Source organism: Cognatitamlana onchidii, from assembly GCF_004804355.1.
In the GTDB taxonomy this organism is placed as follows: Bacteria; Bacteroidota; Bacteroidia; order Flavobacteriales; family Flavobacteriaceae; genus Cognatitamlana; species Cognatitamlana onchidii.
This window is the reverse complement of record NZ_SRWZ01000003.1, coordinates 200,823-214,140: the sequence shown is the minus strand read 5'-3', so window position 1 is coordinate 214,140 and position 13,318 is coordinate 200,823. Positions and strand designations below refer to the sequence as shown.

Below are 13,318 nucleotides of genomic sequence, written 5' to 3'. Positions count from 1 at the left end.
CAAGTACCCTTAACTACTTATTAGTAAAATAAATTTATGAGTTTTTTTAAACGTGTTTTGTCCACGCTGACAGGTCTTGTACTATTTTTTGCCTTATGCTTTTTTGGTTTGATGGTATTGCTGGTTATTTTAGGATCGAGTTCCGAAGATTTAATTCAGGTAAAGCCAAAGTCAGTACTAGAGCTCAAACTGGATTTCCCTATTAAAGACTATGCAGGTAAATTAGAGTTTAAGCAATATGCTTTTTTGAACGAGCACAAAAAAAATGGATTATTTAACTTAATAGACGCAATAAACTATGCAGCAATAGATGAGAATATTGAGGGGATCTCGATACCTAATAATTTTATTATGGCAGGTATAAGTCAAACCAAAGCTTTAAGAGATGCCTTGAAAAAGTTTAAATCATCCGGAAAGTTTGTTGTTTCTTATGGGGACGTACTATCTCAAAAGGACTATTATTTATGTTCTGTTGCAGATACTATTTATTTGAGTCCTTCTGGCATGATGGAGTTCAAAGGGCTATACACCGAACATTTATACTTTAAAGATTTTCAGGAAAAATCTGGGTTTAAAATGGAGGTTATAAGGCATGGTAAATACAAAAGTGCAGTGGAGCCTTTTTTAGCAAATGAAATGAGTACTAATAATAGAGAACAAATTTCGGCTTACCTAAACGCCTTATGGCGTGAAATTAAGAAAGATATTTCTGAAACTAGACAGGTACCAGAAGCGCAATTAGAATTAATTGCAGACAGTTTGTTGGCTCGCAACCCCAAATTGGCATTATCATCTGGTTTAATTGATAAAATAGGATATTATGACGAGTATATCAATGGCATAAAGCAGGCTATAGGATTAACAACTTCAAGCAAATTGAATAAAATAGTTATTAAAGATTATGCCGAGTATGTTTCAAATAAAATACAAACAAAGTCAAGCAAGAATAGGATAGCTGTTATTTATGCACAAGGGGATATTATATATGGTAAGGGTGATCAGAATATGGTAGGTCAGATTTCTATGAATACATCCTTAAAGAAGGCGAGGCAAGACAAGCGGGTTAAAGCTGTTGTGATAAGAATTAATTCACCTGGTGGCAGTGCTTTAGCCAGTGAGCTTATTTGGAGAGAGATTGAACTTACCAAAAAAGTAAAGCCAGTTATAGTTTCTATGGGCGATTTTGCGGCTTCAGGAGGGTATTATATTGCCTGTAACGCAGATAAAATTATAGCGGAGCCAACCACTATTACAGGAAGTATTGGTGTATTTGGCATGCTGCCTAATGCTAAAGAATTGGCTGAGAATATGGGCATCAATGCAGAACAGGTGTCAACTAATACCAATGCTGTAACTTATAGCTTTTTTGAGCCATTGAACGAAAGGCAACGGGCTTTTATAAAAGAAGGTGTCTTAGATGTTTATGAATTGTTTTCTAACAGGGTAGCTACTGGTCGAAGTTTAACCCGTGAACAAGTAGAACACGTTGCACAAGGTCGAGTATGGACTGGAGTAGATGCTGTTAATAATGGATTAGTTGATGAGTTGGGGGGATTAGATTTAGCACTTCAAAGGGCCGCTGAAGCCTCAGGAATAGATGATTATAAAATAAAGGAGTTTCCCGTTTTTGAAAAAGATTTAGAAAAGTTGCTAGAACAGTTTGGTTTGGCAACGACAAAAGAAACCATTTTAAAGGAAGAACTAGGCGAAGAAAACTATAAACTTCTTAAAGAAGTTAAGTCTATGTCTAAGAAGAAGGGTGTTCAATTACTATTTCCTTTTACTACAGAGATTAAATAATGAAATAGTGGGTTTCATAATATTAAAAAGGTGACGTTTTACGTCACCTTTTTTGTTCATTGCTGCATCTTAAAATAATAATCTAAAGAATGTTTACCAGAGCCATACAACAAGAAAAAGCCACAAATCAAAAGTGTAGCTATGGCCAAGTAAAGGTTACTAACATTCATATCTCCCGCAAAATTAATGGCAATAGCTCCAATAAGTATAGGGAGTTGTGCAATGATAGCCCAACGTGTTAATAAACCAAAAGCAATTAAAATGCCTCCAATAAAATGTGCAGGGGCTACATAATGCACCACAAGCATACCGCCGGCCATACTTTGTATGGGTTCAAATAGTTGCATGAGCATTTCCGTATTCCCCATAAAGTTTATGCCTTTAAAGAATAGAAAAACGCCCAATGCAATTCTTACCAAATCAAGTGGGATATACGTATGCGCATTAGCCCATTTGTTTAATGTTTTAATTGTTTCCATGACTGAAATTGTTGATTTTCAGTTCTTAAGATAATAAAAACTAATCAGATTTTAAAATTAAACCTGCAAAACACCTAAGTTAAATTGCTTTTCAATAGGCGCGTGATTAGCAGCTTCAATACCCATAGAAATCCACGTGCGTGTATCTAATGGATTGATAATAGCATCTGTCCATATTCTAGCAGCTGCATAGTATGGTGATACTTGATTGTCGTATCTCGCTTTAATTTTGTTGTAAAGGGCTTTCTCTTTTTCTTCAGTAAATGTTTCTCCTTGTTTTTCAAGCGACGCTTTCTCTATTTGAAGTAGTACTTTAGCAGCAGAATTACCACTCATAACTGCAAGTTCTGCACTTGGCCATGCCACAATAAGACGTGGATCATACGCTTTTCCACACATGGCATAATTGCCCGCGCCATAACTATTACCAATAACAATTGTAAATTTAGGAACCACAGAATTGCTTACCGCATTTACCATTTTTGCACCATCTTTTATGATGCCAGAATGTTCGCTTTTACTACCTACCATAAAACCAGTTACATCCTGCAAGAATACCAAAGGAATTTTCTTTTGGTTGCAATTGGCTATAAATCGCGTTGCTTTATCGGCAGAGTCGTTGTAAATTACGCCACCAAATTGCATTTCGGTTGCTTTGGTTTTTGAACCTGTTGTTTTTACAATCTGACGTTGATTGGCCACAATTCCAACTGCCCATCCATCAATACGCGCATAGCAAGTGATAATGGTTTGTCCGTACCCAGCTTTATACTCTTCATATTCAGAATTATCAACCAATCTTTTAATAATTTCATACATGTCGTATTGGTCTGCGCGACTTTTAGGTAATATTCCAAAGATATCATTTGGATTTTCTTTGGGCTTCTTTGAGGCGGAGCGATTAAATCCTGTCTTATCATAGTCACCGATTTTATCGACGATATTTTTTATTTTGTCTAGAGCATCTTTATCATCTTTGGCTTTGTAATCGGTAACACCAGAAATTTCACAATGTGTTGTGGCGCCGCCTAACGTTTCATTGTCAATACTTTCACCAATGGCAGCTTTAACCAAATAGCTGCCTGCCAAAAAGATACTTCCTGTTTTATCAACAATTAAAGCCTCATCACTCATAATAGGTAGGTAAGCACCACCGGCTACACAGCTCCCCATAACTGCAGCTATCTGAGTAATCCCCATACTACTCATAATGGCGTTATTTCTAAAGATGCGACCGAAGTGTTCTTTATCTGGGAATATTTCATCTTGCATCGGCAGGTATACGCCGGCTGAATCCACCAAAAATATAATAGGTAATCTGTTTTCAATAGCTATTTCCTGGGCGCGTAAGTTCTTTTTTGCAGTAATGGGAAACCAAGCTCCAGCTTTTACCGTGGCGTCATTGGCAACAACAATACATTGTTTTCCTTTGACATAACCAATTTTCACAACAACGCCACCAGATGGGCATCCACCATGTTCAGGATACATGTCTTCACCAGCAAAAGCGCCTATTTCTATGGATTTAGACTTGTCATCCAGCAAATAGTCAATACGTTCTCTTGCAGATAGTTTACCTTTACTATGAAGCTTTTCAATACGAGATTTACCGCCACCCAAGCATACTTTTGCAAGTCTTTTATTTAATTCTGATACAAGTAGTTTGTTATGATCTTCGTTTTTATTGAAGTTGATGTCCATGATTGCTTTAATTTACAACGAAATTACAAAACCCATGTCTGTATAAAAAGTGAATGTTTTGTTAAAAAATATTACATGGAAATATATTCCTTGGAATATATTAATTTTATTTCTATATTCGTAACATAAAATAACATAGAAATGAAACAAATAATAGCATTTGCAGGAAGTAACAGTAAAGAGTCTATCAACAAACAATTAGCAATTTATGTAGCTCATCAAGTTAAGAACGTTAAAACAACTGTTTTAGATCTAAATGATTTTGAATTACCATTATACGGGATTGATTTAGAAAATGAACATGGAATCCCAGATAATGCAGAAAAATTTTTAAATTATATCAAATCATCAGACGGTATAATATTATCGTTAGCAGAACACAATGGTGCGTACGCTACCGCGTTTAAAAATATATTTGATTGGATGTCTAGAATAGATGGTAAGCTATGGAGCAACAAGCCTATGCTATTGATGGCAACATCACCAGGCGGTAGAGGCGGGGCCTCAGTATTAGAAATAGCAAAGGGACGTTTTCAATACATGGGTGGCAATATTGTAGCAGATTTTAGTTTGCCATTGTTTTTTGATAATTTTAAAGAAGATAAGATTTTAGATGAAGAATTAGCTTCAAACTTAAATGAAGCTGTTACGACATTTGAAGCCTCATTATAATTAAAATATCGAACCATGGGAGACATTTCAAAGGACATAAATTCGAAATTTGCTAATAATAAAATTAAAGCTTTATTAAATATAATATATACGGCCAATTGGATAAGTAGTATTCAAAATGAATTCTTTAAACCCTTTGGAATTTCTCCACAACAGTTTAATATACTGAGAATTCTAAGAGGAGGAGGTAAACCCTTAAAAGTACAAACCATAAAAGAACGAATGATTGAACGAGCACCAAATGCTACACGATTAATGGATAAACTTTGCGATAAAGGACTTATTAACAGATTGCCATGCCCAGAGGATAGGCGGGTTGTGCACATTGAAATCACAGCATCTGGATTACAATTGTTGAAGGATATTGATGCCAACTATAAGAATGACCTGTTAGATAAGCTAACCGATAAAGAAGCTGAAATACTTAGCGACTTATTGGATAAAATCCGATAAAAAAATTTAAATAAATAGTTTCCATGGAAATTATTTTTAAAACCAAAGATTATGAAACGAAATACAATAAAAACAATTGGAAGAAGCGATTTTGTAAATATGGGGCCAATTCGGTTACGCCAACCCCTTCCAACACAGCATATAGATAACATAGATCCATTTATACTATTACATCATTATGGGCCTTTTGAAATATCGGAGGGCACAAATCCTTTTGATTTGGGGCCACATCCACATCGTGGTTTTGAACCGATCACCTTTTTAATCCAAGGAGAGCAGCTGCATAGAGATTCGTTAGGAAACGAAAGTCTTGTAAGATCAGGAGATGTGCAATGGACCACTGCGGGCAGAGGTATTATACATGCCGAAGGCCCCTCAAAAGATTTTGTAGCACGTGGTGGGACGTTAGAAGGGATACAGTTGTGGTTAAATTTACCAGCCGAAAAGAAAATGATTCCTGCAAATTATCAGCATGTAAAAAATGAAGACTTTAAAGTGGTTGCATCAGATGACAACAAGGTTAAAATTCAAATTATTGCAGGAGAATGGGAAGGCGTACATGGGCGAGTGAAAACGCAAACACCCGTTAATGCCTTTATGATAAATATAGAATCTGGAGGGCATTTTGAAATAAAAGTTCCAAGTTCTCATCAGTCGGCTGTGTATTTATTGAAAGGTGATGTTACTATTAACGATTCGGAAAACTTAAAGTTGAATGAGCATCAGTTAATCGAATTTCATCAAGATGGTGAAGGCTTTGCTTTAGAGGGGCATGAGCCTAGCAAATTATTATTCCTTTCGGGCGCTCCTTTTAATGAGCCTGTAACTACTTATGGCCCTTATGTAATGAACACCCAAACGGAGATTATGGAGGCTATGCGTGATTATCAAATGGGAAAAATGGGATTTTTACCAGCGTAAAATATTGTGAATAAGTTCATAATAATGTCTTCCCAGGAGATAAAAAGGAAAGCTTGACTCTTTAGTTAATGTCTAAATAATAATTAAAAAAAAATTTAAAATCATGAAAACAGTAATTCACAAAGCAGATACAAGAGGTTTCGCAAATCATGGGTGGTTAAAATCGCATCACTCGTTTAGTTTTGCAGGATATCAAAACCCTAATCGCATGAATTTTGGAATGTTAAGGGTATTAAACGACGACGTTGTACAGCCAAAAATGGGGTTTGGAACCCATCCACACCAAAATATGGAAATAATCTCAATTCCATTAAAAGGCGCACTTTCACATAAAGATAGTATGGGGAATAAACGTGCCATTGAAGTAGGCGAAGTGCAAGTAATGAGTGCCGGAACGGGATTGACACATTCTGAATTTAATGATAGTAAAACCGAAGCGGTTAATTTTTTACAACTATGGATAATCCCGGAAGCTAAAAACGTTGAACCAAATTATGAACAACGAAAGTTCGAGGATTTGGAACAAATAAACAAGTTACATACGTTAGTAGCGCCAAAGGATAAGTTGGAGGGTAACGCATTACCCATTGGTCAACAGGCTTATATATACAAAACGAAATTAGGTACAGGAAATTCTACGAGTTTAATCCCAAAGTCAACAAATAATGGGTTTTATGTTTTTGTTATTGAAGGCCAAGTTGAAGTATCCAATAATACTTTAAGTAAGCGCGATGCTATTGGTGTTTGGAATATACAAAGTTTAGAGATTTTAGCTAAAGAAAATTCTGAAGTTATCATTATTGAAGTTCCTATGAACTAATGTATTTGCAAGATTGATAGCGAAAAAGCACCTAAAACGGGTGCTTTTTTTGTTTAAAACTACGATATTTGCCTTTATACTAACAACCAAAATTAAATAGGATTAAGATTATGGCGATGAATAAAAATACGGTATTAGCCTGGGCCACATGGATAATGATTTTTGTAGGGTTGGCTCTAATAGCATTAGGTGCTTTTAGATACGATGATGTTGCGGGATGGGGATTTGCTGCTGTTGGCTGTGGCTTTTTTGCAGTAGCCTGGGTTTTTAATGCTTTAAAAGGACGTGTGTAAAACTTTACAATATTGAATAACGCTTAACACTTTACGATATTTGGAATAAACCTGTTAAACGTTTCAACAGATAAACATATAAGATGAGCGACGATAAAAAGATTATTTTTTCCATGTCTGGTGTTACCAAGACATTTCAAAGTGCCAATACACCAGTTTTAAAGAATATTTACTTAAGCTTTTTTTACGGTGCTAAAATTGGAATTTTAGGACTTAATGGTTCAGGTAAATCGACACTTTTAAAAATTATTGCTGGCGTTGATAAGAATTATCAAGGAGATGTTGTGTTTTCGCAAGATTATTCTGTGGGCTATTTAGAACAAGAACCTAAGTTGGACGATGAGAAAACCGTTATGGAAGTAGTTCGTGAAGGTGCGGCCGAAACGGTGGCTATTCTTGATGAATATAACAAAATAAACGATCAGTTTGGTTTAGAAGAGGTGTATAGCGATCCGGACAAGATGGAAAAGCTTATGAACCGTCAGGCAGAATTACAAGATCAGATTGATGCTGCTAATGCTTGGGAGTTGGACACCAAGTTAGAGATTGCTATGGATGCTTTACGCACGCCCGATGGTGATAAAAAAATAGCTGTGCTTTCTGGCGGGGAGCGTAGACGTGTAGCTTTATGCCGGTTATTATTACAGGAACCAGATGTCTTATTGTTGGATGAGCCTACCAATCACTTGGATGCAGAGTCTGTTCATTGGTTAGAGCATCATTTGGCTCAATATAAAGGAACGGTAATTGCCGTTACCCACGATAGATACTTTTTGGATAATGTAGCAGGTTGGATTTTAGAGTTAGATAGAGGTGAAGGTATTCCTTGGAAAGGAAATTATTCGTCTTGGTTAGACCAAAAATCAAAGCGAATGGCTCAAGAAGGTAAAGCAGCTTCTAAGCGACAAAAAACTTTAGAGCGCGAGCTAGAATGGGTGCGCCAAGGAGCCAAAGGACGTCAAACAAAACAAAAGGCACGTTTAAAAAATTATGATAAGCTATTGAGTCAAGACCAAAAGCAGCTTGATGAAAAACTAGAAATATACATTCCAAATGGTCCGCGTTTAGGAACTAATGTTATTGAAGCCAAAGGGGTTGCAAAAGCTTATGATGATAAGTTATTGTACGACGATTTAAACTTTAATTTACCACAAGCGGGAATTGTTGGAATTATTGGACCTAATGGTGCTGGTAAGTCTACAATTTTTAGAATGATTATGGGTGATGAAACACCAGATAAAGGGGAGTTCGTTGTTGGAGATACAGCGAAAATAGCTTATGTAGATCAGAGTCATGTCAATATTGATCCAGAAAAGACCATTTGGCAAAACTTTAGTGACGAGCAAGAACTTGTTATGATGGGTGGCAAGCAAGTGAATTCTAGGGCTTACCTAAGTCGTTTTAACTTTTCAGGTAGTGAGCAAAACAAAAAGGTGAACTTGTTGTCGGGTGGTGAACGTAACCGTTTGCATTTAGCTATGACACTTAAAGAGGAAGGTAATGTATTACTTTTAGATGAACCCACTAATGATCTTGATGTGAACACATTACGTGCCTTAGAAGAAGGTTTAGAGAATTTTGCGGGTTGTGCCGTCGTAATTAGTCATGATCGTTGGTTTTTAGATAGAATTTGTACACATATATTGGCATTTGAAGGCGACTCTCAGGTTTATTTCTTTGAGGGGAGTTTTTCTGATTACGAAGAGAATAAGAAGAAACGCCTCGGTGGCGATTTGATGCCTAAACGTATTAAGTATAAAAAATTAGTGCGCTAAGTAAGCAGAAATAGCTAGGTTATATTAAAATAATATATTTTTAGGATAACTATTTAGTTGTCTCCGCCATACATATGGCCTTCCGTAAAGTCTGTGTATTCTTCTTTTTTATTGGCAAGATCTTCGCTTATTTTATTCAAGCGCTCGTTTTCTTTTTTCAACTTGTAAGACTTTCTAATACCAAGAATGAGCAGAATACTGAAGAAAATAACCACTACAATTAAAACATTAACAATATAAGATTGATTCATAATTGCAATTGCTAAAGTTTTAGAAATTAACAGGTTAGTAATCATATATAGGAATGTTTGGGTTAATAGCTTATCAAATATACCACAATTTATGGATTGCCACATATTAAAAATCGTTATATTTTTTTACAAATGATTGTTAATAACATGACATAATCTATCTCGCAAGTGTTTGTAAAACATCTAGTTATTAATTATTTGATAAGACTATGTTGGTCTTTGTTATTAGTTTTTTTATTAACAAATCTACTGGTAGTTTAATATGAGAATTAAGCATAAAACCATATATTGAGCATAACCAATCTTCTGCAAAAATGATTATCAACTGGGATGTTGAAACAAGGGGCTAATTATTGCATTAATTTGTATGTAGGTTAATTGTAAACATTGAAAGAATCTAATAAAACTTTTTAATGGACCATGCCTACCTTTCATAATTTGATAATGTATAGAGCACGTACTTTAAATCTTTTATATTAGCATAAAACATTGTTTCGTTTTAATTTTAGTTAAGTAAAAGTATGGGAAAGGAGCTAATAAAAAATGTTAAGTCTGATTTGCTTTCAGATAACTATTACATTCTTAAAAAAATCACATTCAATTACAAGATGAGCTCAGGGCATTGGGTAGAACAAATCCGTGAGGTTTACGATAGAGGAGATGGTGCTGGAATTTTATTATACAATACAACTAAGAAAACCGTAATACTTACCAAACAATTTAGAATGCCAACGTTTTTAAATGACAATAAAGATGGTTTTTTAATAGAGGTCTGTGCTGGTATGTTAGATAAAGACAACCCTGAAGCTTGTATAATTAGAGAAACCGAAGAGGAGGTTGGATATAGGCTAAAAGCAGTTAAAAAAGTTTATGAAGCCTACTCGTCGCCAGGAGTTATGACAGAGAAAATGCATTTTTTTATAGGTGAGTATGAAGATCATATGAAGGTAAATAATGGCGGGGGGCTTGATAGTGAACAAGAGGATATTGAAGTATTAGAGTGGTCTTTTCAAAAGGCGAAAGATATGCTAAACAAAGGCGAAATTGAAGATACCCGCACTATTGTACTTCTGCAATATGCCATCATTCATAACCTGATAAAGTAGGGGTTTGTCGACACTTATTTTGATGCTACATCGTTCATTCGAATGAGGTATTATCACGTTAAGGCAATTTTTTTATTTAATTAGATTTTATAAAATCGGTTATTAAGTAAGTAATAAGCTTACCCATTACATGGGGTTTCTTTTTAGAAGGAATGCCTTCACAAATATGTAAATATTTAGCGTTATCCAACTTAGCCATAAAACTTACAAATAGTCGTGCTTTGTTTACTCCAAATCCACTTGGAGTTGTTGCACTACTGGGTGTGTTTAATATAGCATCGCAGTCTATTTCAATACCAAAAACATCGTCCGATACAAATCTAGCAGCTCTTTGCAACTCTTTTTTAAACTTTAAATCGTTCCTAACTTCAATGGCCTCGTAGGTGTTGTACTCAACGGATTTTGTCTTATCCAGAAGGTCTAAAACTTTATTCGATGTATAGTTTTCATGAAGTCCAAAAATAAAATAGTTTCTCAAGAAACCTTCCGTAAAAGCATATTTAAAGGCGTTGCCACTATGCCGACCTTCTTCAATTCTGAAGTCACTATGCGCATCAAAATTAACAACATTTATAGGCTTATCTAAAGCCAAACAGGTGCCTTTAATAGCCCCATAACCGTTATTGTGTCCCCCTCCAATAATAATCGGCTTTTTGCCAGCAGAAACAATTTGATATATGATGTGAGTTACATATCTATCTATTTTGTCTACCAATTTTCTTGATTTGGCTATGTCCTGCTTCTTTTTTGGATTAAGTTTTGATATAGCTAAAAGCTCATGTGAAAAATCAATATGACCTAAGATTAGAACACTAGTCGCTTTCGTAAATTTATTGCTTTGAATATTCAAAAGGGCTTTCAGTGTAGTTTCCCAGGCTCTTGAAGTACCAGTTTTTCCTGAGTTCGCAAAAACACCAACATCTTCTGATAAACCTAAAACAACATGTGTAACATCCAAACTTTTAAGTTGTTCGTATATACTGGAAATGTTGGTTAACATTTGCACATGTTGACCAAATTTGGATTCGCCAGTACGCTTGTTTAATAGCTTTTTACGAGTGTTATTGCTAAATAAAACGAGCCTATCCATATTGAGTAAATGATTTTTGATAAATAAAAATACACTAAATTATTTACCACATTTAAAATAAGTGCAAAATAGAATTAAAAAAACTTTAAACATCTTATTATGGAAAACAGTAAAAATAGTACCGGCTTAAAAGTAGCTTTGGGTATTGCATTAGTTTTGTTTTTAGGAACTGGGTTTTATACAATGAATCTTTACAGCAGCAGCAAGAAAGCGCAAGATGAATTGACGGAACAAAAACAGTTAGTTATGAATGACTTGAACGCTATGGCAAAGCAGTACGATGAAGCTATTAGCGAAAACGAAGTAGCGAATAATGATTTAATTGAAGCAAGAGAACGTATTCAAGGGTTAATCGATTCGCTTAAGATTTCAGAAACTAACGTTAAGAGTTTGTGGAGGTATAAACAAAAATACGCGTCACTTCAAAAAGAAATGGACGCTCTATTAGCTCAGAATGATTCTTTAAGAGTTGAGAACTCTTATTTGGCAACATCCTTGGATAGTACAAGAGTTAGGTTAGAAGAGCGCACTATTTTCACAGATTCTTTACTTGTTCAAAACAATGCCTTGGCCGAAGTAGTTGAGAATGCATCAATTTTAAATACAGTAGATTTAAAGGGGTCTGGGGTTATAGAAAGAACTTCGGGTAAAGTTATCCCAACTGAGAGAGCTAGAAGAGCTGATAAAATTAGAGTATGTTTTACAGTTGCTAAAAACACTTTAGTTCAAGCTGGCGACCAAGAATTATACGTTCAAGTTATAGATCCTAAGAATAATACTTTAGGCTTGAACGAACAGGTTGCTTTCGAGGATAAAACTTTAAACTACAGTATTATTAGCAAATTTAATTATGAAAATGCTAACTTAAATATTTGTGAATTTGTAATTAGCAAATCAGGAGATTTTGAAAAAGGGCGTTATGTAGTAAACGTTTTTAATGAAAAAGACCTTGTGTCAACTTCAGAATTTACCTTAAAGTAGCAATAATTATAACACTTAATATAATAACCCTAGACACTTTTGTAGTTTAGGGTTTTTTTATGCTTTGACTTCGCAAGTTTGAGCTTTTTTTATTTAAAAAGTAACTCATATTTTTCTGTTGGTTTAGTGAGAATTCTATGTAAATAAAGTCAATTAACTTTTTTATTAGTAAATTATAGACAATATGCTAAAATATTGTTGTTCGCGACTATTTTTAGAAACAGATGGTTTCATGATATAGATTAAGAAAGTTATATATTAATGATAGCCAAAATAAGCCGTCTTTATAGATGACAGGATAAATTTTAAACAAATGAACCCTAACTTAATTTTTCTTAATTCCTTTTTAGATGTATCTGAAGAGACTTTTGAACGTCTTTCAAAAATATCGGCTTACAGAAAACTTGAAAAAGGCTACGAAATAGGTAAACCAAATGAGATTCCTACAAAAATATACATGCTTGTTTCTGGTGTGATGAGAGCTTATTTAAGTTCAGAATCAGGAAAGGAATTTAATAAAAACTTTTTTATGCCTTTTAGTTTTGTTGGTGCTTTCACAGGTTTAATAAAAAAGAAACCATCTAAATTGGTTTATGAAGCCTTGACCGAATGTAAGGTTTATGAAGTGGATTTTGAAGTGTTTATGGATTTGTGTAAAACAGATATTAATGTGAGTAACCTTTATAACCGTGTTTTAGAATTTGTTTTTATAAAATATGAAGAACGCCAATTAGAACTTATATCTATGGATGCTACTGAGCGCTATTTAAAACTGTGCAAGAAAATACCAGAGATAGAAAGCTTAATTCCGCAATATCAAATTGCATCTTATTTAAGCATTACCCCAGTCCAGTTGAGTAGAATAAGAAAAAAACTAAAAATATAAGCTGTTGGTTTGCAGATCTTTTATACAAGAAAACTAAGGTTTTTCATGGTAACCTTAACAAATGTTAATTAAAAAAAGGACTGATAGTTA

At 34.5% G+C, this 13,318-nt stretch carries 14 protein-coding genes; 10 read left to right on the top strand and 4 right to left on the bottom strand.

Annotated features, from left to right (window positions below; translation table 11 throughout):
• Nucleotides 1-36: 36 nt before the first annotated feature.
• Nucleotides 37-1,800, top strand: a complete 1,764-nt coding sequence (gene sppA, locus E5D58_RS07230; RefSeq protein ID WP_136481181.1) for a signal peptide peptidase SppA — start codon at nt 37-39, stop codon at nt 1,798-1,800.
• Nucleotides 1,801-1,856: 56 nt separating this feature from the next.
• On the opposite strand, the gene E5D58_RS07225 is transcribed toward sppA, so the two are convergent.
• Both E5D58_RS07225 and E5D58_RS07220 read right to left on the bottom strand, forming a co-directional pair.
• On the bottom strand, nt 1,857-2,279 hold the full coding sequence (locus E5D58_RS07225; RefSeq protein ID WP_136481180.1) for a DoxX family protein: 423 nt from the start codon (nt 2,277-2,279) through the stop codon (nt 1,857-1,859).
• A gap of 57 nt (nt 2,280-2,336) precedes the next feature.
• Nucleotides 2,337-3,980: an acyl-CoA carboxylase subunit beta gene (locus E5D58_RS07220; RefSeq protein ID WP_136481179.1), complete on the bottom strand. Its 1,644-nt coding sequence runs from the start codon at nt 3,978-3,980 to the stop codon at nt 2,337-2,339.
• Nucleotides 3,981-4,121: 141 nt separating this feature from the next.
• Here E5D58_RS07220 and E5D58_RS07215 point away from each other — a divergent pair, with 141 nt between their 5' ends.
• The 6 genes from E5D58_RS07215 to ettA all read left to right on the top strand — a co-directional run bounded on the left by E5D58_RS07215 (nt 4,122) and on the right by ettA (nt 8,914).
• Complete coding sequence (locus tag E5D58_RS07215; protein ID WP_136481178.1) at nt 4,122-4,652, top strand: NADPH-dependent FMN reductase; 531 nt, start codon at nt 4,122-4,124, stop codon at nt 4,650-4,652.
• 15 nt (nt 4,653-4,667) lie between these two features.
• The gene (locus E5D58_RS07210) at nt 4,668-5,105 is read left to right on the top strand and encodes a MarR family winged helix-turn-helix transcriptional regulator (RefSeq protein WP_136481177.1); all 438 of its coding nucleotides are present in this window, start codon (nt 4,668-4,670) and stop codon (nt 5,103-5,105) included.
• Between the two features lie 51 nt (nt 5,106-5,156).
• On the top strand, nt 5,157-6,026 hold the full coding sequence (locus E5D58_RS07205) for a pirin family protein (RefSeq protein ID WP_136481176.1): 870 nt from the start codon (nt 5,157-5,159) through the stop codon (nt 6,024-6,026).
• 103 nt (nt 6,027-6,129) lie between these two features.
• Nucleotides 6,130-6,846, top strand: coding sequence for a pirin family protein (locus E5D58_RS07200; RefSeq protein WP_136481175.1), 717 nt, complete (start codon nt 6,130-6,132; stop codon nt 6,844-6,846).
• 110 nt (nt 6,847-6,956) lie between these two features.
• The gene (locus tag E5D58_RS07195) at nt 6,957-7,139 is read left to right on the top strand and encodes a CAL67264 family membrane protein (protein ID WP_136481174.1); all 183 of its coding nucleotides are present in this window, start codon (nt 6,957-6,959) and stop codon (nt 7,137-7,139) included.
• 83 nt (nt 7,140-7,222) lie between these two features.
• Complete coding sequence (gene ettA / locus E5D58_RS07190) at nt 7,223-8,914, top strand: energy-dependent translational throttle protein EttA (protein WP_136481173.1); 1,692 nt, start codon at nt 7,223-7,225, stop codon at nt 8,912-8,914.
• Between the two features lie 53 nt (nt 8,915-8,967).
• On the opposite strand, the gene E5D58_RS07185 is transcribed toward ettA, so the two are convergent.
• The gene (locus E5D58_RS07185) at nt 8,968-9,210 is read right to left on the bottom strand and encodes a hypothetical protein (RefSeq protein ID WP_136481172.1); all 243 of its coding nucleotides are present in this window, start codon (nt 9,208-9,210) and stop codon (nt 8,968-8,970) included.
• A gap of 476 nt (nt 9,211-9,686) precedes the next feature.
• Here E5D58_RS07185 and E5D58_RS07180 point away from each other — a divergent pair, with 476 nt between their 5' ends.
• Nucleotides 9,687-10,271 (top strand): NUDIX domain-containing protein, encoded by a 585-nt coding sequence (locus tag E5D58_RS07180; RefSeq protein ID WP_136481171.1) that lies wholly within the window; start codon nt 9,687-9,689, stop codon nt 10,269-10,271.
• 76 nt (nt 10,272-10,347) lie between these two features.
• On the opposite strand, the gene E5D58_RS07175 is transcribed toward E5D58_RS07180, so the two are convergent.
• The gene (locus tag E5D58_RS07175; protein WP_317129278.1) at nt 10,348-11,271 is read right to left on the bottom strand and encodes a formimidoylglutamase; all 924 of its coding nucleotides are present in this window, start codon (nt 11,269-11,271) and stop codon (nt 10,348-10,350) included.
• Nucleotides 11,272-11,460: 189 nt separating this feature from the next.
• On the opposite strand from E5D58_RS07175, the gene E5D58_RS07170 reads away from it, so the two are divergent.
• Both E5D58_RS07170 and E5D58_RS07165 read left to right on the top strand, forming a co-directional pair.
• Nucleotides 11,461-12,342, top strand: a complete 882-nt coding sequence (locus E5D58_RS07170) for a chromosome partitioning protein ParA (RefSeq protein ID WP_136481169.1) — start codon at nt 11,461-11,463, stop codon at nt 12,340-12,342.
• A 313-nt stretch (nt 12,343-12,655) separates the two neighbouring features.
• Nucleotides 12,656-13,228 (top strand): Crp/Fnr family transcriptional regulator, encoded by a 573-nt coding sequence (locus E5D58_RS07165; protein WP_136481168.1) that lies wholly within the window; start codon nt 12,656-12,658, stop codon nt 13,226-13,228.
• Nucleotides 13,229-13,318: the final 90 nt, after the last annotated feature.

Coding starts and splice junctions, on each gene's coding strand:
- sppA (WP_136481181.1), top strand. CDS start 37: ATGAGTTTTTTTAAACGTGTTTTGTCCACGCTGACAGGTCTTGTACTA.
- E5D58_RS07225 (WP_136481180.1), bottom strand. CDS start 2,279: ATGGAAACAATTAAAACATTAAACAAATGGGCTAATGCGCATACGTAT.
- E5D58_RS07220 (WP_136481179.1), bottom strand. CDS start 3,980: ATGGACATCAACTTCAATAAAAACGAAGATCATAACAAACTACTTGTA.
- E5D58_RS07215 (WP_136481178.1), top strand. CDS start 4,122: ATGAAACAAATAATAGCATTTGCAGGAAGTAACAGTAAAGAGTCTATC.
- E5D58_RS07210 (WP_136481177.1), top strand. CDS start 4,668: ATGGGAGACATTTCAAAGGACATAAATTCGAAATTTGCTAATAATAAA.
- E5D58_RS07205 (WP_136481176.1), top strand. CDS start 5,157: ATGAAACGAAATACAATAAAAACAATTGGAAGAAGCGATTTTGTAAAT.
- E5D58_RS07200 (WP_136481175.1), top strand. CDS start 6,130: ATGAAAACAGTAATTCACAAAGCAGATACAAGAGGTTTCGCAAATCAT.
- E5D58_RS07195 (WP_136481174.1), top strand. CDS start 6,957: ATGGCGATGAATAAAAATACGGTATTAGCCTGGGCCACATGGATAATG.
- ettA (WP_136481173.1), top strand. CDS start 7,223: ATGAGCGACGATAAAAAGATTATTTTTTCCATGTCTGGTGTTACCAAG.
- E5D58_RS07185 (WP_136481172.1), bottom strand. CDS start 9,210: ATGATTACTAACCTGTTAATTTCTAAAACTTTAGCAATTGCAATTATG.
- E5D58_RS07180 (WP_136481171.1), top strand. CDS start 9,687: ATGGGAAAGGAGCTAATAAAAAATGTTAAGTCTGATTTGCTTTCAGAT.
- E5D58_RS07175 (WP_317129278.1), bottom strand. CDS start 11,271: ATGTTAACCAACATTTCCAGTATATACGAACAACTTAAAAGTTTGGAT.
- E5D58_RS07170 (WP_136481169.1), top strand. CDS start 11,461: ATGGAAAACAGTAAAAATAGTACCGGCTTAAAAGTAGCTTTGGGTATT.
- E5D58_RS07165 (WP_136481168.1), top strand. CDS start 12,656: ATGAACCCTAACTTAATTTTTCTTAATTCCTTTTTAGATGTATCTGAA.